This is a genomic window from Pseudomonas sp. CFBP13509, from assembly GCF_005233485.1.
Lineage (GTDB): Bacteria > Pseudomonadota > Gammaproteobacteria > Pseudomonadales > Pseudomonadaceae > Aquipseudomonas > Aquipseudomonas marginalis.
In genome coordinates, this window is the sequence record NZ_QGAA01000003.1 from 290,588 (window position 1) to 312,225 (window position 21,638).

Genomic DNA, 21,638 nt, shown 5'->3' on the forward strand with positions numbered 1-21,638 from the left:
CACAGCACTAGAGTGAGGCCCCTTATCGGCGTTACAGCCGTATGCAAATATTTCTGAAATTAATCCTCAAGCTTCGACAGCGGCTCCTGAAACCGCAGCAAACGCCCGGCATTGCCCAGTACCAGCAAGGTGCTGAGGTTATGCAACACCGCCGCAATCATCGCCCCCGCAGCACCCAACCAGCCAAAGGCGGCAAACACCACGATGGCCAAGGTCCAGCCCAGGCCGATGACCACGTTGACCTGCAACGTACGCCGGCACTGGCGACTCAAGCGCACACAGGTGCCCAGGCGCCGTAGGTCGCTGCCGATCAACACCACATCCGCCGAGGCCAGCGCAATGTCCGCCCCACCCGCGCCCATGGCCACCCCAACCACGCCAGCCTTGAGCGCCAGGGAATCGTTGATCCCATCACCGACCACCATGGGCCGGAAGCCGCTGCCGATTTCCCCAAGCACGCGGTTGAGCTTGTCTTCCGGCAACGCCTGGGCTTCGACATCGCTGATGCCCACGTCCAGCGCCAGGCTGTCGGCCACGCTTTGACGGTCGCCAGTGAGCAGCAGTTGACGACCCAGGCCCAAATCCCGCAACTCTTGCAGGGCCTGGCGCGCCTCCGGCTTGACGCTGTCGGCCAGCAGCAGCCAGGCCAGGAACTGCCCGTTCAGAGCCAGCCCGGCAATCGGGCCGTCATGGTTCGGCACCGTCGTCGTGACAATACCCAATTGCTCGAACAACTCGGGACGGCCCAACGCCGCTTCGCCCTGCTCGGTCTGTGCCACAACGCCTAAGCCCTGGCGCTCGCGGATATCCGTGAGCGCCAGCATTTGCGCCTGAGTCGCCAACCCCGCCAACGCACGGCTGACTGGGTGGCTGCTGGCCGAACCGAGGCTGGCCGCAAGGTTGAGCAGCGCCTGGCGGTCGGTCGACGAGGTCTCGATGGACTGCAAACGCAGGGTGCCAAAAGTCAGGGTGCCGGTCTTGTCCACCACCAGCGAGGTCAGGTCCGCCAACTCTTCGAGGAACGCCGAGCTGCGAATCAGGATCCCATGCCGGGCCGCCACGGCGATCCCGGCAATCGCCGTCGCCGGTGCCGACAGCACCAGGGCGCATGGGCACGCCGCCACCAGCACCGCGAGCATCGCCTGGGCGTCATTGGTCACAAACCAGGTCACTGCCGCCAGCAGCAACACCAACACCATATAGCTGCCCGCGTAACGCTCCAGCAGCCGCGTGATCGGCGGCTTGGAACGTTCGGCGTTCTGCATCAGCGCGATGACTTTGCCCAGGGTCGACTCGTTGCCGGTGCGCGTCACTTGCAGGCGCAACAGGCCATCGAGGTTGATCGCCCCGCCAAACACCTGCACACCCACACTGGCTTCCAACGGCACCGACTCACCGGTGATCGGCGCCGTGTCCAGGCTCGCCTGGCCCGACAGCACCACGCCATCGGCGGGCACCCGATCACCGGCACGCACCTCGACGATATCGCCGGTGCTCAGCGTGCCGTTATCCACTTCGATGATGCTGCCGTCGACCTGCACCCGCCGCGCATGGCTGCGGGTCAGTTTACCCAGGGCATGAATCGCCTCCTGGGAGCCGATCACGCTGCGCTCTTCCAATACGTGGCCGAAGATCATGATGATCGGCAGCAGCGCGGCGGTCAGCAGATCGCCGGTGGCCCAGGCGCCGAGCATCGCCAGGGCGATCAGTTGGTCGGTAATGCCATGCAGGCTGGGAAAACGCAGGCTGTACCAGGCCGAGCGCATCACCGGCACCGCCACCAGCAACGAGGCCACACCGAGCAGCAACTGGCTGACGCCCGTCTGGTCCGGCGCCAGCCAGCGCCATACCAGCCCCAGCATCAGCAAGCCAAGGGCGAGCATGGCCAGGGTCAATTGCCGGGCAGCGCTGCGCTGCTCGGCGGAGGTCAGCATGGGTGCGCTCATTGTTCGGCTCCCTGGATGATCAAGCGGGAGTCGTCTTTAGGATCGACCGTGGTCACCGAACCGGCCTGGCCGAGAATCTTCGGCATACGCTCGCGGTACAGGCGCAACAGCAAGCCCGGGTCTTTGACCTGGGCCAGGCTGGCGACCGTGGCCGTTTGCGCCTGGGCATTGGCCAGGCGTTCACTGGCCTGGGCGTGGGCGACCTGCACCAGGCGGTCGGCCTGCTGGTTGGCGGTCTGGGTGAGTTTTTCCGCTTCGGTCCGGGCGTTTGCCACGGCTTTGTCGGCTTGTTGACTGGCGGTGAGTACGGCGTTGAATGCGTTCACCGCCGGGCCCGGCAGGCTCGATTGCACATCGACCCGCGTCACCTCGACGCCCAGCCCCAGACCGGTGGCGGCCAACTCGGCCAGGCGCTTGTTGACGCCTTGCACCAAGTCACCCCGCAGCCGCTCGCGACGCTCGGCGGCGCCGTTGTCGGTACCGATCAATTCGGGGCGCGCCACCAGGATCGTGTCCAGATCGCGCGCCGCCGTCAGGACCACGGCGCTTCGGGTCACCAGGCGATCCAGGGCGGGCAGCACATGCGCGCCCTGCAACACAAAGGCGTAGGGTTCGGTGACCTTGTAGAACACCCGCACATCCAGCTGCACCACTCCGGCATCGCCGGTCAGCAGGTAGCCGGAGCCGGCCAGGGCATCGCTCAAGGGCGTGGCGAAACTGGCCACACGATCAGCCTGCACCGCCGCATCGGAACGTAACAGGTTCTCCACCCGACGCTCGATCACCCGGTCGGCCGCCGGCAATAACACCACCTGCTCGAACGGCTGCGGCCAGGCCAGCAGCAGCCCGGCATTCTGGATGCGGTCGAGGGCGCCGAAGTGCAGCACCACCGCACGGTTCTGCGGGTCGATCTGCCGCACATTGGAAAACGCCCATGCCAATGCGGCCAACACCGTCACCGCGTACAACGCCAGGAACGTCAGGCGCCCGGCCTGGATCCAGGGGCTGTCCGGGCTGTCACGCTCGGTCATGGCTGAACGTCCTTGGGCCCGTCCACCAACGCGCGAAAGGGCGCGGCGTCGGTGCGCAGGATGATTTTGGTGCCGGGGGTCACGACCGTGCCCAAGGTATCCAGGGAACGCAGCAAGTTATACAGCTGCGGATTGCCGGCGTAGGCACGCCCATAAATCTGCGCGGCTTCGACCCGTGACTGGGCTTCGATGTCGGCGGCTTTCACCGTGGCATCGGCCTGCACGATGCGCGCGTCACGCTCAGCCGCAGAGCGAATCTGCGCGGCCTCGCGCTTGCCCACGGCCGTGCGTTCGGTGGCGATGGTTTCGCGCTCGGCACGCATGCGGTCGACGGTGGCGGTGAGTGTGACCGACGGCAACGTCAGGCGCTCGATCCCCACCTGCGCCACGCGCACGCCATAGGTGGTGAGCAATTGTTGATCAATCTGCTGGCGCAGCTGCGCCTCGAAATCGGCAATGCGCACCTGGCTGGCCTCAGTGTTGATCAAGCTCGAAAGGTCAAAGCTGGCCGCCGTGGTTTCCAGCGCCGAGCCGACGAAGGTGCGGATCTGCCGCGCCGCCTCATCCGGCTGGTTCTGCACGGCGCGCATAAAGCGCTGCACATTGTCGGCATCGCCCTGCACCTGCCACGCCACATAGGCCTGCACGATAATCCGCAGGCCGTCGCGCGTACCCACATCCTGCAAGCCGCTGGAGGTGGTGCGCAGGCGCAAGTCCACCGGGATCGCCGCCTCGAACGGCGCCGGCCAACGCCAGCCCAGGCCCGGTTCCAGCAACACCCGCGACGGGTTGCCGAAGCGGGTAATCACCGTGGCCTCGCCGGAGCGCACCTGCACCAGGCTCGCCGCCGCCACCGCGAACAGCACCAGCAACACCGCCCAGGCCATACGTCGCCAAGGGAAAGGACCCGCCGCCTGTTCATCACCGTGATGATGGTGATGGTGGCCGTGGTGGTGACCATGATCGTGAGAATGAGCGCTCAACAGACAGACTCCTTATTGAACGGCTTTACGCGGCAGCGAAGGGTCGGCCGGCAAAGTAAAAGAACGCAGATCAATCGTCGGCGCGCCATCGGCGCCCAGGCGGTGATCCAGAATAAGCAGCTTGGCGTGGGCCAGACCCAGGCTGAGTTGGCCCAGGTACTGTTCCAGCACAAAGGCCCGACCGGCCGCGGCGTAGGCCTTTTGTTCGGCGGTAAAGCGCAGGTCGGCCGCTTGGGCACCGGCATTCACTTCGCGGGCGGTGGCCAAGGCCTGGTCGCGGGCGGTGCTGGCTTGCAGCAAGGCCTGGTTGGTGTGTTCGCTGGCGGCGCCGCGCTCGCGGGAGATCAGGGCCTGGGCGCCGATCTGCGCGGCTTGCACGCCGTGGTAGGCATTGGCGGCGCCGGCCGGTGGGTGGATGGCTTCCACGACAGTGGCGAGGATTTCCACACCGCTGTCGAGTGTCTGCAAATCCGCCTGCACGGCGCGGCCGATTTCGTCGGCCAGGCGCGTGCGTTGTTCGCCGAGCAATTCGTCGAGGGTACGCGAGGCAAAATCGTGCACCAGGATGCGGCTGGCGGTGCTGCGGATCAGGGTCGGCACATCCGCGCTGTTATAGGTGGCGGCGAGTGCGGCCTGGTCGGTGAGGCCGATGCGGTAAACGAAGCGCACATCCATATTGACGATCTGGAAGCTCTGCTTGTCGCCGCTGCTGCTGGCGATCACCTGGGATTTGTCATTCACATGGCTGGCATCCCACAGCCGATTGGCAACCAGCGGTGCCGGGCCTTCGGCAGGCGCCAACTCCGGTGCGGCGGCCTCGCTGACGCTGGTGGCCAACTCATGCACCACGCCGTTCTCGATGCTTAACACACGGCCCAAAGGCCACGGCAACCCGGCATGCAGGCCAGGGCCGAACACCTTGACGGGTTTGCCAAAGCGCTCATAAATCCCACGGCCTTGCAGGGGCACTTCATGCACACCGGTCAGCGCCCAGCCGACCGCCAGCACCACCAGCAACACCGGCAAAAACGCGCGGCGCATGTAGGTAAACGCCCAGATCTGGCGCAGGTCGATGCCGAAACGGTTGTGTAATTCGTGCTGCAACGCCAGCAGCGGTTGTGGCGGCCAGCGCAGCAACCCGGCGATGAAACTCTGCGCCATCAGGCGTGGTTCAAGGCGCGGCTGGCGCGGGCTGAACAGCGACAGCAGGCCTCTTAATAGAAACTCCACCGCCACCAGCGCCGGCAACAGCCCCACCAGCACCGCCAGGCGCAACGGCCAGACCGACTCGGCCCCGGCAAACAGCAGGCAAATGGCACTGACCACCAGGCAGATAATCGCCACCCGACTCAACTGCGCCAGTTGCGCGGCTTCCGGCCACTGGGCCGTGGTTTCCTGAGCCAGGCGCCGTTCGAACACCAACAAGCCAAACGCCAGGGCCAAGGCCAACGCAGCCCCCACGCTGGCCGCTTGGCCGACAGGCGCCGAGGGCAGGCCCAGGTTCCAGAATTCGATGATGCTGACCAGCGCCAGCAGCGACCAGCCGCCCAGCCACAAGACCGGGGCGCCGATCTGCCGGCCAAAGCGCCCCACAAGGCGTGCGTAACGACCCGTTTCTTCAACGGGTAATTCGATTGCCGGCCCTTCCAGCGCCTGGGCCCGCCAATCGGCCACCCACCACGCCGACTGCAGCCCTGCCACCAGCACCAGCAGGGCCGATGCGCAGTTGATCAACACCACCGGCCAGATCGACAACGGTGCAAACAGCGCGACAAACAACGCCAGCACCCAACCGACTACGGCCAGTACTGTCAGGCTGATACCGGCTTGCCGCAATCGGCGGGCATGGAACAGCCCTTGCTGAAAACGCGGCAGGCCTTCAACCGAAGCGCCGTCCGCCTCTAGATCCACTTGCATCCACTCACGCCCGCTTGTACACAATTCGTTACGATATAACACGTGGCGTGAAATTTTTGTTCGTTAAACAGGGTTTTTGAACATGGCAAAAATCTCCTGTGGAAGGGGGCTTGTTCCCGATGGCGGTGGGTCAGCCGGCATATGCATCAACAGGTAGACCGCCATCGGGGCAAGCCCCCTCCCACATTTGTCCCTCAGTGCTTTCCAGATCGTGACTAAACCCCCATAAACACGCGCCATCACTGGTATAGGCCATGAATAATCGGCACACTCCAGGCAGTTTTTCGCGGGCTCTCGGACAAGGAAGCGTCACCCCCATGATTTCGATCTATCAGCTCAAACCGCGGTTTCAGAACCTGCTGCGCCCACTCGTGCAGCGCCTCTATGACAATGGCACCACGGCCAACCAGATCACCGTGCTGGCCGGGGTTATTTCCCTGCTGGTCGGCCTGTTGATCGCCAGCTTCGCCCAACACCTGTGGCTGTTTGCGCTGATCCCGCTGTGGATGATCCTGCGCATGGCCCTCAACGCCATCGACGGCATGCTCGCCCGGGAGTTCGGCCAGCAGTCGCGTTTGGGCGCCTACCTTAATGAACTGTGCGACGTGATTGCCGACAGTGCGCTGATCCTGCCCTTCGCGCTGATCCCCGGCGTGAGCCTGGTGCCGGTGCTGCTGGTGGCGCTGCTGGCGGTGTTCAGTGAATACGCTGGCGTGCTGGGGCCGATGGTCGGCGCCTCACGACGCTATGACGGGCCGATGGGCAAGAGTGACCGTGCGTTTGTCCTCGGCGTGCTGGCCACTGGTGTGGCGCTGGGCTGGCTCGGCGCCGGTTGGATCGACACGGTGATGTGGCTGGTCGCCGCCCTGCTCGCCTACACCCTGGTCAACCGGGTGCGCCAGGGCTTGAAAGAAGAACAACCTATCTCCCCTTCTGCATAAGGATTTTGCAATGCGCGAACAGCAAGAGCACACCTTCAGTACCCATGACGGCGTCGAGCTTTTCTACCGTCATTGGCCGGCCAGCGCGCCGGCGGACGGCGAGCCGCGCAAGGCGATCCTGCTGTTCCATCGCGGCCATGAGCACTCGGGGCGTATCGCGCACCTGGTGGATGAACTGGACTTGCCGCAGTTCGACTTCTTCGCCTGGGACTCCCGCGGTCACGGCCAATCGCCCGGCGAACGCGGCGACAGCCCGAGCTTCGCCACCAGCGCCCGTGATGTGCAGACCTTCCGCGACCATATCGGCGCCACCTATGGCATCGAGGAAGAAGACTGTGCCGTGATTGCCCAAAGTGTCGGCGCGGTGATCGCAGCCACCTGGGTGCATGACTACGCGCCGAAAATCCGCGCCCTGGTGCTGGCGTCCCCGGCGTTCAAGGTCAAGCTGTACGTGCCCTTTGCCCGGCCGGGCCTGGCGCTCATGCGCAGGTTTCGCGGCAACTTCTTCGTCAACAGCTACGTCAAGGCCAAGTTCCTCAGCCATGACCCGGAGCGCGTGGCGTCCTACGACAGCGACCCGTTGATCACCAAGGCCATCTCGGTGAACGTGCTGCTGGGCCTGTACGAAGCCGCCGACCGGGTTGTCGCCGATGCCCAGGCGATCCAGGTGCCGACCCAACTGCTGGTCTCGGGCGCCGATTTTGTGGTGCACCGCAAACCCCAGCAGCAATTTTTCGACCGCCTTGGCAGCCTGAAAAAAGAACTGCATATCCTCCCCGGTTTTTTCCACGACACCCTCGGCGAGCGTGACCGCGCGGTGGCCGTGAGCAGCGCCAGGCGCTTTATCCTGCAGAACTTCGCACACCCGCTGGACCGTGCGTCCCTGCTGGACGCCGACAAACTGGGCGCCACCTGCGCCGAATCCGAATCCCTCGCTGCGCCCTTGCCGCGCAATTCCCTGCGCGACCTGTACTGGCGCCTGACCCGCGCCAGCATGGGCCTGGGCAAGAACCTGTCGGACGGCGTCAAGCTGGGCTTCGACACCGGCTTCGACTCCGGCAGCACCCTGGACTACGTGTACCGCAACACGCCCACCGGCAAAGGCAGGCTGGGCCGCATGATCGACACCAACTACCTCAACTCCATCGGCTGGCGCGGTATTCGCCAGCGCAAGCTGAACGTCGAGGAACTGCTGCGCCTGGCCATGGCCAAGCTGAGGGATGAACAGCGCGAAGTGCGCATCGTCGACATCGCCGCCGGCCACGGGCGCTACATTCTTGAAGCCTTGCAGGGCGTGTCGCCGCTGCCGGAATCGATCCTGCTGCGCGACTACAGCGACATCAACGTGCGCGACGGTGGCGCGCTGATTCGTGAGAAGGGCCTGGGAGACGTCGCGCAGTTCGTCAAAGGCGATGCGTTTGACCGCTTGGATTTGGCGGCACTGCAACCCAAGCCGACGCTGGCGGTGGTGTCCGGGCTGTATGAATTGTTTGCCGATAACGCCATGGTCGGCGGTTCGTTGGCCGGCCTGGCCGAAGCCGTGGAGCCCGGCGGTTACCTGGTCTACACCGGCCAGCCATGGCACCCGCAACTGGAACTGATCGCCCGCGCACTGACCAGCCATCGCCAGGGCCAGGCCTGGGTGATGCGCCGTCGCAGCCAGGCGGAAATGGACCAACTGGTAGAAGCCGCGGGCTTTCGCAAGATCACCCAACGTGTGGATGAGTGGGGCATCTTTACCGTGTCCCTGGCCCAGAAGATCTGACCATGCGCGAACCCGGTCTATTGAAACCAGCGGTGCTGTGGCTGCTGCTGTTGGCGCCGCTGTTTTTCAGCACCTACGGCTTCGCCACCTGGGTCACCAGCCAGCGCAGCGATGTCGGCACCCTGGTGTTCGGCTGGGAAATCCATATGCCGTTCTGGGCCTGGACCATCGTGCCCTATTGGTCCATCGACCTGCTTTACGGTTTCTCCCTGCTGCTGCCCAACAGCCGCCATGAGCTGAAACAACACGCGCTGCGCCTGCTGAGCGCGCAGGTCATCGCCGTGAGTTGCTTCCTGATCTGGCCGCTGCGCTTCACCTTCGAGCGGCCGGAACTGGATGGCGTGTTCGGCTGGCTGTTTGCCGTGCTGGCGGGTTTCGACAAACCGTTCAACCAGGCGCCCTCGCTGCATATCGCGCTGCTGGTGATCCTGTGGGTCATGTATCAGCGCCACACCCAAGGGTTATGGCGCTGGCTGGTGCATGGCTGGTTCGCCTTGATCGGTATTTCGGTGCTGACCACTTATCAACATCACTTTATCGACTTACCCACAGGCGCCCTCGCCGGCTGGATATGCGTGTGGCTGTGGCCGGTGGAACACCCCAGCCCCTTGCTGAATGCACGGCTGACCCGGGATTCGAAGCGCTGGCGCGTGGGCCTGCGCTACGGCCTGGGAGCCTTGGCACTGGCGATTCTGGCGTTTTCCCTGGGCGGCGGCTGGTTATGGCTGCTCTGGCCGGCGGTGTCCCTGGGCTTGATCAAGGCGAATTACCTGGTGCTCGGCGCGTCGGGCTTTCAGAAACGCAGCGATGGCCGGCTCACACCCGCGGCGCGCTGGCTGTATGCCCCCTACCTGGCCGGTGCGTGGATAAATTCGCGCCTGTGGACACGCAAACATCCACAGCCGGACCTGATTGTGGATAACGTGTGGCTTGGTCGGATTCCCAGTGCGAAAGAGCAGAATTCATTCAGCGCCATCGTCGACCTCTGTGCCGAACTGCCGATTAATCCACAGGGCCGCGCGTATCAAAGCATCCCGGTGCTGGACCTGATCGCCCCGACACCCGCCGACTGCCAGCAAGCCGCCGAGGCCATCGAGCGCCTGCGTGCAAGCGGCCCGGTGCTGGTGTGCTGCGCCCTTGGCTACTCACGCAGCGCCACCGCCATCGCCGCCTGGCTGCTGCACAGTGGGCGCGCTGCCACGGTGGACCAAGCGCTGGCTATTATTCGTACAGCGCGGGCCCATGTGGTCCTGCATCCCGCTCATCGTCAAGCGTTGGAGGGTTTGCCTCATGCCCGCTGATATGGAACTCCAGGTGGTCGCCAGCCTGCTGCGCCGTGGCCGTTCACTGGATCAGTTATCCACAGGCCTGACCGTGGCCGGGGTGTTATTCGGCCTGGCCCAGTTGCTGATGGCGAGTGTTTCAAGCATCTGCCTGCTGCTCAGCCTGTGGATGATTATCCTGGGGCTGCTGCAAAAGTACTGGGCGCTGCGGGTGGCCTTTGATGCCGACCTGTTCGCCCTGCTGGCCCGCGACATAGAGCGCACGGCGGACCTCGATCAAGCCCTGCAAACCCTTGGCCTGCAATCGCCCAAGCGGGCCGGCCGGCCCTGGGACGAGCGCCGTCGCGGCGCCCTCAAATTGCTGCGCAAACAAGCCTGGCTGCTGGGCGCGCAAGCGCTGCTGACCCTCGCCGTGATCCTCGCCAGCCCCTGGCTGCCTTTCGCCGCATAAGGAATCCCCATGTTCGAACCCGTGGTCGCCACGCTGATTACCTCCATGGCCCGCACCGTCACCGGCGCCCGCAGCCTGTGGCTGGGTTGCGCGCCAGTGCCGGTGCAACGTATCTATTTCGCCAACCACAGCAGCCACGGCGACTTCGTACTGCTGTGGGCCTCGCTGCCGCAGAACCTGCGCAAATTCACGCGCCCGGTGGCCGGCAGCGATTACTGGAATAAAAGCGCCCTGCGACGCTACATCATCAACCGCGTGTTCAATGGCGTGCTGATCGACCGCGAGCGTAAGGACCCTGTGGATAACCCCCTGCAGCCCATGCTCGCCGCGCTGGAAGGCGGCGACTCGCTGATCATCTTTCCCGAGGGCACGCGCAACCTGGAGGACGGCTTGCTGCCGTTCAAAAGCGGCATCTACCATCTGGCCAAAAGTTACCCACAGGCCGAATTGATCCCGGTGTGGATCGCCAACCTCAACCGGGTCATGCCCAAGGGCCGCGTGCTGCCGTTGCCTTTGCTGTGCACCACCAGCTTCGGCGCTCCCTTGCAATTGGAAGAAGGCGAAGACAAAGCCGCGTTCCTTGCCCGAACCCGCGACGCCCTGCTCGCCCTCGCCCCGGAGCATTCCTGAGATGGATAGCCAAACCCTGATGTTATTCGGCGGCATCGGCGCGATACTGGTGCTCGCCTCGCTGATCGGCCTGATCCTCAAACTGCGCACCCGTGGCACCCCCAATGCCGTGATCGACAACCTCAACGCCCGCATCAACGCCTGGTGGGTGATGGTAGTGGTCATCGGTATCGCCTTCTGGCTCGGTACCGGTGCGGTGATCCTGCTGTTCTACGCGGTGTCGTTCTATGCCCTGCGCGAATTCCTCACCCTCACGCCGACCCGGCGCAGCGACTACCCGGCCCTGGTGGCCGCGTTCTACCTGGCATTGCCGTTGCAATACCTGCTGATCTACTCGGACTGGTACGGGTTGTTCTCGATCTTTATCCCGGTGTACGTGTTCCTGCTGCTGCCGATCCTCGCCTCCCTGGGCGGCGACACCACGCACTTCCTCGAACGCGCCTCCAAAGTGCAATGGGGGCTGATGATCGCAGTGTTCTGCGTGTCGTTCGTGCCCGCCCTGCTGACCCTCGACATCCCCGGCTACGAAGGCCGCAACCTGCTGCTGATCGCCTACCTAGTGATCGTGGTGCAACTCTCGGACGTGCTGCAGTACGTGTGCGGCAAGCTGTTCGGCAAACACAAGATCGCACCCAACCTGTCGCCATCCAAAACCGTGGAAGGCTTTGTCGGCGGGATTTTGCTGTCATCCCTGATCGGTGCGGCGCTGTGGTGGACCACGCCGTTCAACCCGTGGCAGTCGTTCCTGATCGCCTTGCTGATCAACCTGCTCGGCTTCGCTGGCGGCATCGTCATGTCGGCGATCAAGCGCGACCGGGGGGTGAAGGATTGGGGGCATATGATCGAAGGCCACGGCGGGATGCTGGATCGGCTGGATTCGGTGTGTTTTGCGGCGCCGATTTTCTTCCACCTCGTGCGCTACTGGTGGACCTGAACTTCTGAAAGCTAACAAATGGAATTGCTTTGTAAGCCTATAGGCAAACAGAATGCTGTATTTTGTTAGCTTATAGGCTTATTTTTTGTGCTTACTGTATGCCTATAGGCTAATATTTATTTCAATATTGATAGCCTATAGGCTTACAAAGGTCTTTCACCATGGGTACTTCCAACCTCTACAAACTGCGCCTTTCTCAAGTAGAACGCGCTATTGAACCCTTTAACACCGTTAAAGGCGCACCCGTTCCGCCAGGCGGATGGTTGCGGTCTATCAGAGAATCGTTGGGTCGCTCATTAAGAGCCCAGGCCGAAATGGCGGGCGTGTCTTCAGTCACGTTGACCAAGTCCGAGCGTTCCGAAGCTGAAGATCGGATATCGCTTGCACAGCTGAGAAAGCTAGCAGCAGCACTGGACTGTGAACTCGTGTACGGCCTGGTCCCCAAAAAACCCCTGCATGAAGTCATCCGAGACCGAGCTGAACTCATGGCCAAGCAAGAAATCCTAGGCGTCGCACATTCCATGAGCCTCGAAGATCAACGTCCTTCTGATGCCTTCATCGAACGTCAGATTGATGAACGTCGCAAAGAATTGCTCGACGGTCCATGGACACGCCTATGGCAATAGAACTGGAACTTAAACCAGGTCAAACCCCGCTCGATCCGGACGAAGTCGCTGGGCTGAAACCGAGACACATCGCCACCCAAGGCGAATTGGATGAATGGGAGGCGCAAAACATCCTCAAAGCCTCGCGTTGGGTAGCTCGGCAAAAAAAGCTGGATGTGCTGAATGATCATTTCTGCCGCGAACTCCACGTGAAAATGTTCGACGACACTTGGAAGTGGGCCGGTACTTTCCGAAAATCAGATAAAAACATTGGCTGTGACTGGACAAAGATTGCCGTCAACTTGCGTCAATTGCTCGACAACGTGGCTTACTGGCTGGAGCACAACATATTCCCGCCAGAAGAGATTGCCGTGCGCTTTCATCATCGACTTGTGTGGCTACACGCTTTCCCCAATGGCAACGGTAGACATGCTCGCCTCATGACCGATTGCCTGCTGAGGCAATGTGGTCTTGCTCCCTTCTCCTGGGGGCGCGGTAACCTGGTGATCGTGAACGAAGTTCGCCAACGCTACATCCAGGCGCTTCGCGCTGCCGACGCCAATGATTACGCGCTGCTGTTGGCATTCGTGCGCAGCTGACTCGGTAAACATCCCCGCCGTGCGGCGTATCGGTGTCATCTTTTGTATCAAAGACGCGTGTAAGATACGCCGCACTTAGCCAGGGATGCTCACCATGTTCGATTCGCTCAAAGCCATCAGCCGTCGTGTTGTCGGTGTGTTTCTGACTGTGGTGGGGGCCGTTTTCGGCCAATGGCATCCGCCGCTGTGGCTGCGCGCCATCGGCCGTGGCCTGGCGAACCTGGGTAACAAAGCCCGCGCTTATCCGCGCCAGGCCGGTGCCGGCGTATTGGGCCTGGTGCTGCTGGCGGCCGCTGGCTTCTACGGCTGGCACTGGTACTCCAACCTGCCGCAGCCCCATACCGTGGGCTATTCGCTGCACAAACCCAACCTGACGGACTACACCCAGCAACCGCCGGTTGTGGATAACTTGCAAGTGCGTTTTGCCGAATCGGTGGCCCCGCTGGCCGCCATTGGCAAGCCGGTCACCGAAGGCATCACCCTCAAACCCAATGTGGCCGGGAGCTGGCGTTGGTCCGACGACCGCACTCTGCTGTTCGTGCCGGAGAAAGACTGGCCCATCGAAGCGGGTTACACCCTTGATCTGGCCAGGAAAGGTTTGCTGGCCGATGGCGTACTGCTCAGTCAGTACAGCAGCCAGTTCTCCACCCAGCCGTTCCGCGCCACCCTGACACACAACGAGTTGTATCAAGACCCGTCGAACCCGACGATGAAACAACTGGTGGCGACCTTCCATTTTTCCCACCCGGTCGATGAAGACAGCCTGCGCAAGCGCGTTTCGGTCACCCTCGGCAAAGGCCTGGCCTACCGCGACGCCCAGTTGCCCAACCGCCCGGACATCAGCTTCGACGAGACCAGGCTGAACGCCTACGTGCGCTCCGCCGCCCTGGCCACACCGCTGGAAAGCACGCCGGTCAGCGCCAAGCTGGATGAAGGCATCAAGGCCCGCGACGGCGGCAACGCCAGCACCGCGCCGCTGGTGGCGGAAGTCACCGTGCCCGGCCGCTATCGCCTGACCTTTACCGGCGCCGAAGTGAGCTTTGTGGATAACGAACGCGGCGAGCCTGAGCCGGTGTTGATGTTCAGCAGCTCCAGTGCCGTGGCCGATGAGACCATTGCCGGTAAGGTCCAGGCCTGGCTGTTGCCGGAAAAGGCCCAGGACGACACCCGTCCCTATAACAGCAACGACATCGACGACGCCCTGCTGGCCCGCAGTACCAAGGTCACGCTGACCCACGTGCCCAGCGTCGAACCACTGAATACCCTGCATGCCTTCAAGTTCAAGGCCCCGGCCGGCCGTGCGCTGTATGTGCGCGTGCCCGCCAACCTGGAAGCCATCGGTGGCTACCTGGCGAAAAACCCTACGGCCTCGCTGATCAGCATGCCGGCTTATCCGCGCACCTTGCAGTTCCTCTCCGACGGCGCGTTGCTCAGCCTCAATGGCGAAAAACGCCTGGGTTTCATGGCCCGTGGTGTACCTGGCGCCCATGTGGAAATCGCGCGCTTGCTGCCCAACCAATTGCAGCACCTGGTGGACCAGAGCAGCGGCAGCTTTGCCCGGCCCAATTTCGGCAACGAGTACTTCGACCGCATGGTTGAACGCCAGTCCCTGGATATTGCGCTGTCGTCCTCGGACCCGGCGAAAACCGTCTATGACAACGTCGATCTGAGCCACTACCTCACCGCCAACGGAGGCCGTCGCGGCATTTTCGTGCTCAAGCTCAGCCCTCAGGATGAGCCGGCCGAGCGCACGTTCGACTATTCGCGCAGCACCACCTCTGACCTGCGCTTTATCGTGGTCACCGACCTCGGCATCATCGCCAAGCGCTCCAGCGATGGCAGCCATGACGTGTATGTGCAATCCATCGGCAACGGTTCGCCGGTGTCCGACGCCCAGGTCGACATCATTGGCCGCAACGGTCTGCCCGTGAGCAGCGGCCACACCGACGGCGAAGGCCACGTGCATTTCGCCAAGCTGGATGAACTGCGCCGTGAGAAAACGCCGCTGATGTATGTGGTCACTCGCGGCAACGACCAGTCGTTCCTGCCGATCGCCCGTCAGTCCCAGCAGCTGGATTTGTCGCGCTTCGACGTAGGCGGTTTGGAAGAAGACGGCGCGATTGATCGCCTCAGCGCCTACCTGTTCACCGACCGTGGCCTCTACCGCCCTGGCGAGACCGCGCACCTGGGCATGATCGTGCGCAGCGGCAACTGGAAAGGTGCCCTGCAAGGCCTGCCCGTGGAGCTGCAGATCACCGACCCGCGCGGCCTTGAAGTGATTCGCCAGCCGCTGAAGCTGTCCGCCAGCGGTTTTGAAACCTTTGATTTCCCCAGCAGCGAAGTCGCCCCCGCCGGTGACTACACCGCGACCTTGCAGTTGATTGGCCAGAAACAGACCCGCACCGACCTCGGCAGTGTCAGCTTCAAGGTCCGCGATTTCGAACCGAACCGCATGAAGGTCAGCCTGAGCCTGCACGACACCCCGGTACAGGGCTGGATTCCACCGGACCAGGTGGTGGCCAAGGTCACCGCGATGCACCTGTTCGGCGCCCCGGCGGCCGGCCGTCGCGTCACTGCGAAGATGTCCCTGAGCCCGACGCTCGCGGCATTCGAGCGTTACCCCGACTACCGTTTCCGCCTCAACGATTCCCTGGAAGAGGCCAGCACCGAAGACCTGGCCGAAACCACCGTCGACGACAACGGCCAGGCCGTACTCGACCTCAACCTGCAACGCTTCGCCAACAGCACCTATCGCTTGCAAGTGATGACCCAGGTCTTCGAGGCCGAAGGGGGCCGTAACGTGGCGGCGCAAAGTGCCTTGCTGGTGTCGTCCGCGCCCTACCTTGTGGGTGTGAAAAGTCAGGACTCGCTGTCGTACGTCGCCAAGGACGCCCCGCGCCAGGTGCAATGGCTGGCCGTCGCGCCAGACCTCACCCCGCTGGCGGTGGATGGCCTGACCAGCGAAGTGGTCGAGCACCGCTACGTGTCGGTACTGGTGAAACAGTCCAACGGCACCTACAAGTACGAGTCGCGCATCAAGAACATCAGCCAACCGGCCTCTCCGCTGGTGATGACCAAGGACGGCGCCAGGCAGGCCCTGAACACCGCCACCCCTGGCGATTTCACCCTGCAAGTGAAGGACGCCAACGGCAACCTGCTCAACCAGATCGACTACAGCGTGGCCGGACGCGGCAACACCTCGCGCTCCCTGGAGCGCAATGCCGAGCTGCAACTGCGCCTGGATAAACGCAGCTACGCCACCGGCGATGAGATCGCGATCAGCATCCGCGCGCCTTACACCGGTGCGGGGCTGATCACCATCGAGCGGGACAAGGTCTACACCCAGCAGTGGTTCAAGGCCGACAGTACCAACAGCGTGCAACATATCCGCGTGCCTGCGGGGCTTGAGGGCAATGCCTACGTCAACGTGCAGTTTGTGCGCGACATCGGCTCGTCCGAGGTCTACATGAGCCCGCTGTCCTACGGGGTGGTGCCGTTCAGCATCAACCTGGATGCGCGACGCATGGCGTTGAAGGTCGAGGGCCCGGCGAAAATAGAGCCGGGACAGACCCTCGACATCAAGGTCAACGCCGACCGCCCCGGCCGTGCTGTGGTGTATGCAGTGGACGAAGGCATCTTGCAGGTAGCGCGCTACCAGACGCCGGACCCGCTGGGTTTCTTCTTCCAGAAACGTGCGCTGGAAGTCGGCACCAGTCAGATCCTTGACCTGATCCTGCCGGAATTCAGCCGCCTGCTCAGTGGGGCGGCGCCCGGTGGCGATACGGAAGGCGCCCTGGCCAACCACCTCAACCCGTTCAAGCGTAAACATCAGCCACCAGTGGCCTGGTGGTCCGGGCTGGTGGACTTGCCCGCCGGTGAAACCGTGCTGCATTACCAGGTGCCGGACAGCTTCAACGGCAAGCTGCACCTGTTTGCGGTGGCAGTGGATGCCGACAGCGTGGGTGTCAGCGAGGCCAATACCGAGGTCCGTGGCCCGATTGTCATCACGCCGAACGTACCGGCTTTCGTGGCGCCGGGTGATGTGTTCAACGTCAGCGCCGGGGTATTCAGCAACCTCGAGGCGGCGGCGAACGTGAAGTTTGAAGTGCAGACCAGCGCCGGCCTGGTGGTGCAGGGCGACAAAGCCAGCACCTTGTCCCTGCAACCGCGCAAGGAGGGCACCGCCGAGTTCAAGATCAAGGTCGGCGAAACCCTCGGTTCGGCGGATTTGCGCTTTGTCGCCGTGTTGCCGGATGGCAAGCGGATCCAGGTGGCGGAAACCACTTCGATTCGCCCTCTGAGCGAGCATCGCGTGGCCCTGAGCCTGGGTCGTTTCGACAGCGCCAGCAAAGAGCTCAAGCCCACCCGCGAACTGTTCAGCCAGTTGCGCGATGTGCAACTGGGTGTGGCGGCCTCGCCGCTGGTATGGGCCAACGGCCTCAAGCATTACCTGGATGACTACGGCTATGCCTGCACCGAGCAACTGGTGTCCAAGGCCATGCCGGCGTTGATCTGGGGCGGTACCGCACCCGAGGCAGAACAGGCCTTCAGCAGCGCGGTGCGCATGTTGCGCCAGCGCCAGAACCAGGCAGGTGGTTTCGGTTTGTGGGCCGCCAACCCGGACGTAGCGCCCTACGCCAGCCTATATGCCACCGATTTCCTGATCGAAGCCAAGGAACGCGGGCTACCGGTGCCGGAAGACCTGCTGGTGCGCGCCAACAGCTATCTGACGGACCTGGCCAACGGCCCTAGCGAAGGCCTGTCGGAATTGCGCAACCGCGCCTACGCCAGTTACTTGTTGAGTCGTCAGGGGATTCTGGTGAGCGGCGCCTTGAGCGATATCCGCGAACGCTACGAAAGCTACTTCAAGGACAGCTGGCAGAACGACTTGGGCGCCGCCTACTTGGCGGCCAGCTACAAACTGCTCAAGCAGGATCGCCAGGCCGACACCGTGTTCCGCAAGATCCCTTGGCGTTCGCTTGTGGATAAGTGGGACAGCGATGGCCTGTACTACGACCCGCTGGTCCACGATGCCGAGCACCTGCATCTGCTCGCTCGCCATTTCCCCGAGTTGCTGGACAATGTTCCTACCGCCCTGCTGGATAAACTCGGCAAGCGCCTCAACGAACAGCGCTACAACTCGCTGTCGGCGGCGCTGTTACTGCGGGCCTTGGACAACTACGGCCAGCGCGCGCAAAGCGATATGACCCTCAAGGCCACTGCCTGGCTGGGCGACAAGCAGCAACAATTGCTGGAAATGGCCGGCCAGCCACCCCGCGCGGCGGTACCGGGCGCCACGCAAAAACTGCTGATGGAAAAATCCGACGGCCCGGCGGCGTTCTACATGCTCAGCGAAGCCGGTTTCGATAAGGGTGCCAAGCTCAAGCCGATCAACAACGGGCTGGAGATCATCCACGAATACCTCGACCTCAAAGGCGAGCCGGTGAGCACAGTGGCGGTGGGCGATGAGTTCCTGGTGCGCTTGCGCCTGCGTGCCACCGACCGTGACCAGGTGCAGCAAGTGGCGGTGGTCGACCTGCTGCCCGGTGGCGTCGAGCCTGTGTATAACTTGCCGCCGGAGCCGGAAGCCGCCAGCAGCGAGGAAAGTGAAGGCGAAGCGTCCGAATACGTAGAAGAAAGCGAACAAGAAGCCGATGCCTGGCAAGCGCCCATCGGCGAAACCGAGCTGAGCAACTGGCAGCCTGACTATGTGGATGTGCGTGATGATCGGGTGGTGTTGTACGGCACGGCACTGCGCGACGTAGGCACCTTCGTCTATCGCGTGCGCGCCACCAACGCCGGCACGTTCAATACGCCACCGGCCTACGCCGAAGGCATGTACGAACCCACCCTGCAAGGGCGCGGCAAAGTAGGCCAGCTTGAAATTACCAAGCCTTAAACGCCTGGCGCCGCTGCTGGCAGCGGCGCTGGTGCTGGCGGGGCTGCGGCTGTGGCCCCACGCTCCGCTGGAACAGGCTGTTACGTCGTCACGGGTGGTGCTGGCCGATGACGGTTCGCTGCTGCGCATGACCCTGGCGGATGACGGCCAATACCGCTTATGGCTGCCGCTGGAGCGCATCTCGCCGTCACTGGTGGAGGCCTTGCTGCTCAAGGAAGACCGCAATTTCCATTGGCACCCGGGGATCAATCCCCCGGCGTTGCTGCGCGCGGCCCTGGCCACCTACAGCGGCGGCCAACGCCAGGGCGGCTCGACCTTGAGCATGCAACTGGCACGGCGCCTGTGGGATCTCAACACCCGTCAGGTACCCGGCAAATTGCAGCAGATGGCGTTGGCCTTGTGGCTGGAAGCGCGCTACAGCAAGCACGACATCCTCGAGGCGTACCTGAACCTGGCGCCCATGGGCGGCAATATCGAAGGCGCCGAAGCGGCCAGTCGCATCTACTTCGGCAAGGCGGCAGCGCAGTTGTCGTTGTCCGAAGCCTTGGCGCTGGCGGTGATTCCCCAGCAGCCGGGGCGGCGCGCGCGCTTCGGGCCGTCGCTGCAAAATGCTCGACTGCGCTTGATGAATGACTGGCGCGAAACGTATCCACAAGACCCGCGTAATGCCAGTTTGCTCGAGCTGCCCCTGGAAGCCCGCCACCGCCAGCAGATCCCGTTTCTGGCGCCGCATCTGAGCGAGCAGCTGTTGGCCTCCCAGCCCGGCAACGAACTCAACAGCACCCTCAACCTGCCCCTGCAGCAACTGCTCGAACGCCTGATCAGCGGCTTTATAGCCGAGCGGCGCAGCACCGGTGTGGAAAATGCCACGGCCATCCTGATCGACAGCCGCGACCAAAGCGTCAAGGCGCTGGTGGGCTCGGCGGATTACTTATCCACAGGCATCCACGGCCAGGTCAACGGCGTATTGTCACGCCGTTCTCCAGGGTCGACCCTCAAGCCGTTTCTCTACGGGCTGGCGCTGGATCAAGGGGTGATCCACCCCATGAGTATCCTCAAGGATTTGCCCAGTAACTTCGGCTACTTCCAGCCGGAAAATTTCGACGGCAGTTTTGTCGGGCCTCTGACCGCACGGGATGCATTGATCCGTAGCCGCAATATCCCGGCGGTGTGGTTGGCCAGCCAGGTGAAGTCGCCGTCGTTGTATGGTTTGTTGCAACGCGCGGGGATCAAGGGCCTGCGCGGTGAAAGCCATTACGGCCTGGCCCTGGCCCTCGGTGGCGGTGAGATGACACCCGAGGAACTGGCGCGGCTGTACGTGATGCTGGCGGGCGACGGCCATCTGCGGCCGTTGCGCTATCTGCAGGAGCAGCCCCAGGCCACCGGCCCGCAACTCCTCACCCCGCAGGCGGCCTTCATGGTGCGCGACATGCTGCGCCGCAACCCGCGACCGGATGGCCTGCCCGCGCGGCACTGGCGCACCGCCTGGAAAACCGGCACGTCCTGGGGGTTCCATGATGCGTGGAGCGCGGGCCTGGTCGGCCCTTACGTGCTGGTGGTGTGGGTGGGCAACTTCGATGGTCGCCCCAACCCGGCGTTTATCGGTGCCAAGACCGCCGCGCCGCTGTTCTTCCGTATCGCCGACGCCCTGCCCCTGGCCTTGCCCAACGTCGTGATCAAGGCCGACAAACCACCCGCCGGCCTGGTGCGCATCGACGTCTGCGCCGCCTCGGGCGAGTTGCCCAACCGCTGGTGCCCGCAAACCCGCAAGACCTGGTACATCCCCGGTGTTTCACCGATTCGCGTGTCCAACCTGCACCGCCCGGTACTGATCGACACCCGTACCGGCAAAGCCGCGTGCCCGCCGTTCGAGGCGCAATACACCCGCGAGGAAGTCTTCGAATTCTGGCCCAGCGACATACAACGCCTGTACCGCGCCGCCGGCCTGCCCCGCCGCACGCCACCCAACGTGCTGAAAAACTGCCAGCCCAGCCGCATCAGCGACCAGAGCGAAGCCCCGCAGATCCGTTCGCCGCTGACTCAAGTGAGTTATCAGTTGCGCCTGTCCGCCCCCCAGGAAAGCATCCCGCTGAACGCGAATGCGGCCAGCGATGCGGCGACGCTGTACTGGTTTGCTGATCAAACCTTGATCGGGCAGGGCCCGCCGCAAGCCACATTGAACTGGCGGCCGGGCAAGTCGGGGGAGTATCGGCTGCGGGTCAGTGATGATCAGGGACGCAGTGCGAGTCGGGGGTTGAGGGTGGAGTTTGTGCCTTAGGAGTGGCCATCACACTCTGCAAGCTCCACGTAGTTCGACTCCCCACCTCCCGTCGCCCCCGACAACCAACCCCACACGAAACTCAGCGTAGTACGCCCGGCAGCATCGACACCGATGATGCCCCGCGACCAGCCGGCCAGCAGCTCTCCTTCCTCCGTCAAGCACTGATACAGCAGCTCGATAGAGTCTGGGCCTGTGACGCGGCCGACCTGCGTACCCAGGCGAATTCGGCCGCCTTGGTAGGTACCAGAAATCGCATCGCCTTCGACCAGATAATGAAACACCGTACCCGCGCCGGACAGCCCGTGGGTGTTATTGGCGACGGTGAATCGGCGGTTGTGCAAACGCTCGTGGATTTGCGAGGGGGTGTTCATCG

At 63.3% G+C, this 21,638-nt stretch carries 15 protein-coding genes; 10 read left to right on the forward strand and 5 right to left on the reverse strand.

Going from position 1 to position 21,638, the window contains the following annotated elements; translation table 11 throughout:
* Nucleotides 1-59 precede the first annotated feature (59 nt).
* The 4 genes from PspCFBP13509_RS07185 to hflK (PspCFBP13509_RS07200) are packed head-to-tail and all read right to left on the reverse strand — an operon-like array spanning nt 60 to nt 5,877.
* Nucleotides 60-1,946 carry a cation-translocating P-type ATPase gene (locus PspCFBP13509_RS07185; protein ID WP_065926787.1) on the reverse strand — a complete coding sequence of 629 codons (1,887 nt, stop codon included), beginning with the start codon at nt 1,944-1,946 and terminating at the stop codon, nt 60-62.
* Nucleotides 1,943-2,977, reverse strand: coding sequence for a protease modulator HflK (hflK, locus tag PspCFBP13509_RS07190; protein ID WP_137211741.1), 1,035 nt, complete (start codon nt 2,975-2,977; stop codon nt 1,943-1,945). Before hflK (PspCFBP13509_RS07190) ends, PspCFBP13509_RS07185 begins: the two co-directional genes overlap by 4 nt.
* Nucleotides 2,974-3,963, reverse strand: a complete 990-nt coding sequence (gene hflC / locus PspCFBP13509_RS07195; RefSeq protein ID WP_161985718.1) for a protease modulator HflC — start codon at nt 3,961-3,963, stop codon at nt 2,974-2,976. The genes hflK (PspCFBP13509_RS07190) and hflC overlap by 4 nt, the downstream gene beginning before the upstream one ends.
* Nucleotides 3,964-3,972: 9 nt before the next feature.
* Nucleotides 3,973-5,877 carry a protease modulator HflK gene (hflK, locus tag PspCFBP13509_RS07200; protein ID WP_074848024.1) on the reverse strand — a complete coding sequence of 635 codons (1,905 nt, stop codon included), beginning with the start codon at nt 5,875-5,877 and terminating at the stop codon, nt 3,973-3,975.
* A 317-nt stretch (nt 5,878-6,194) separates the two neighbouring features.
* On the opposite strand from hflK (PspCFBP13509_RS07200), the gene PspCFBP13509_RS07205 reads away from it, so the two are divergent.
* The 10 genes from PspCFBP13509_RS07205 (at nt 6,195) to pbpC (ending at nt 21,262) form a co-directional block, all read left to right on the forward strand.
* Nucleotides 6,195-6,818 carry a CDP-alcohol phosphatidyltransferase family protein gene (locus tag PspCFBP13509_RS07205; RefSeq protein ID WP_065926791.1) on the forward strand — a complete coding sequence of 208 codons (624 nt, stop codon included), beginning with the start codon at nt 6,195-6,197 and terminating at the stop codon, nt 6,816-6,818.
* A gap of 10 nt (nt 6,819-6,828) precedes the next feature.
* Entirely contained in the window at nt 6,829-8,583 is a 1,755-nt protein-coding gene (locus PspCFBP13509_RS07210; RefSeq protein WP_065946440.1) for a bifunctional alpha/beta hydrolase/class I SAM-dependent methyltransferase, read from the forward strand.
* Nucleotides 8,584-8,585: 2 nt separating this feature from the next.
* A complete protein-coding gene (locus tag PspCFBP13509_RS07215) occupies nt 8,586-9,884 on the forward strand; it encodes a phosphatase PAP2/dual specificity phosphatase family protein (RefSeq protein WP_137211742.1) in 1,299 nt (432 codons plus the stop codon).
* The gene (locus tag PspCFBP13509_RS07220) at nt 9,874-10,317 is read left to right on the forward strand and encodes a hypothetical protein (protein WP_137211743.1); all 444 of its coding nucleotides are present in this window, start codon (nt 9,874-9,876) and stop codon (nt 10,315-10,317) included. The genes PspCFBP13509_RS07215 and PspCFBP13509_RS07220 overlap by 11 nt, the downstream gene beginning before the upstream one ends.
* Nucleotides 10,318-10,326: 9 nt before the next feature.
* Nucleotides 10,327-10,947, forward strand: a complete 621-nt coding sequence (locus PspCFBP13509_RS07225; protein WP_027608186.1) for a lysophospholipid acyltransferase family protein — start codon at nt 10,327-10,329, stop codon at nt 10,945-10,947.
* A 1-nt stretch (nt 10,948) separates the two neighbouring features.
* Entirely contained in the window at nt 10,949-11,881 is a 933-nt protein-coding gene (locus PspCFBP13509_RS07230; protein WP_032885177.1) for a phosphatidate cytidylyltransferase, read from the forward strand.
* 161 nt (nt 11,882-12,042) lie between these two features.
* Complete coding sequence (locus tag PspCFBP13509_RS07235) at nt 12,043-12,507, forward strand: helix-turn-helix domain-containing protein (protein ID WP_065926795.1); 465 nt, start codon at nt 12,043-12,045, stop codon at nt 12,505-12,507.
* Nucleotides 12,498-13,085, forward strand: a complete 588-nt coding sequence (locus PspCFBP13509_RS07240; RefSeq protein ID WP_137211744.1) for a mobile mystery protein B — start codon at nt 12,498-12,500, stop codon at nt 13,083-13,085. The genes PspCFBP13509_RS07235 and PspCFBP13509_RS07240 overlap by 10 nt, the downstream gene beginning before the upstream one ends.
* 94 nt (nt 13,086-13,179) lie before the next feature.
* Nucleotides 13,180-18,984, forward strand: a complete 5,805-nt coding sequence (locus PspCFBP13509_RS07245; RefSeq protein WP_137211745.1) for an alpha-2-macroglobulin — start codon at nt 13,180-13,182, stop codon at nt 18,982-18,984.
* Nucleotides 18,965-21,262 (forward strand): penicillin-binding protein 1C, encoded by a 2,298-nt coding sequence (pbpC, locus tag PspCFBP13509_RS07250; RefSeq protein ID WP_137211746.1) that lies wholly within the window; start codon nt 18,965-18,967, stop codon nt 21,260-21,262. Before PspCFBP13509_RS07245 ends, pbpC begins: the two co-directional genes overlap by 20 nt.
* Here the strand turns inward: pbpC and PspCFBP13509_RS07255 are convergent.
* Entirely contained in the window at nt 21,259-21,636 is a 378-nt protein-coding gene (locus PspCFBP13509_RS07255; protein ID WP_137211747.1) for a hypothetical protein, read from the reverse strand. The genes pbpC and PspCFBP13509_RS07255 overlap by 4 nt on opposite strands.
* Nucleotides 21,637-21,638: the final 2 nt, after the last annotated feature.

What these genes read in the sequence shown, in the direction of transcription:
- PspCFBP13509_RS07185 (WP_065926787.1), bottom strand. Translation starts at nt 1,946, where the DNA reads ATGAGCGCACCCATGCTGACCTCCGCCGAGCAGCGCAGCGCTGCCCGG.
- hflK (WP_137211741.1), bottom strand. Translation starts at nt 2,977, where the DNA reads ATGACCGAGCGTGACAGCCCGGACAGCCCCTGGATCCAGGCCGGGCGC.
- hflK (WP_074848024.1), bottom strand. Translation starts at nt 5,877, where the DNA reads ATGCAAGTGGATCTAGAGGCGGACGGCGCTTCGGTTGAAGGCCTGCCG.
- PspCFBP13509_RS07205 (WP_065926791.1), top strand. Translation starts at nt 6,195, where the DNA reads ATGATTTCGATCTATCAGCTCAAACCGCGGTTTCAGAACCTGCTGCGC.
- PspCFBP13509_RS07210 (WP_065946440.1), top strand. Translation starts at nt 6,829, where the DNA reads ATGCGCGAACAGCAAGAGCACACCTTCAGTACCCATGACGGCGTCGAG.
- PspCFBP13509_RS07215 (WP_137211742.1), top strand. Translation starts at nt 8,586, where the DNA reads ATGCGCGAACCCGGTCTATTGAAACCAGCGGTGCTGTGGCTGCTGCTG.
- PspCFBP13509_RS07220 (WP_137211743.1), top strand. Translation starts at nt 9,874, where the DNA reads ATGCCCGCTGATATGGAACTCCAGGTGGTCGCCAGCCTGCTGCGCCGT.
- PspCFBP13509_RS07225 (WP_027608186.1), top strand. Translation starts at nt 10,327, where the DNA reads ATGTTCGAACCCGTGGTCGCCACGCTGATTACCTCCATGGCCCGCACC.
- PspCFBP13509_RS07230 (WP_032885177.1), top strand. Translation starts at nt 10,949, where the DNA reads ATGGATAGCCAAACCCTGATGTTATTCGGCGGCATCGGCGCGATACTG.
- PspCFBP13509_RS07235 (WP_065926795.1), top strand. Translation starts at nt 12,043, where the DNA reads ATGGGTACTTCCAACCTCTACAAACTGCGCCTTTCTCAAGTAGAACGC.
- PspCFBP13509_RS07240 (WP_137211744.1), top strand. Translation starts at nt 12,498, where the DNA reads ATGGCAATAGAACTGGAACTTAAACCAGGTCAAACCCCGCTCGATCCG.
- PspCFBP13509_RS07245 (WP_137211745.1), top strand. Translation starts at nt 13,180, where the DNA reads ATGTTCGATTCGCTCAAAGCCATCAGCCGTCGTGTTGTCGGTGTGTTT.
- PspCFBP13509_RS07255 (WP_137211747.1), bottom strand. Translation starts at nt 21,636, where the DNA reads ATGAACACCCCCTCGCAAATCCACGAGCGTTTGCACAACCGCCGATTC.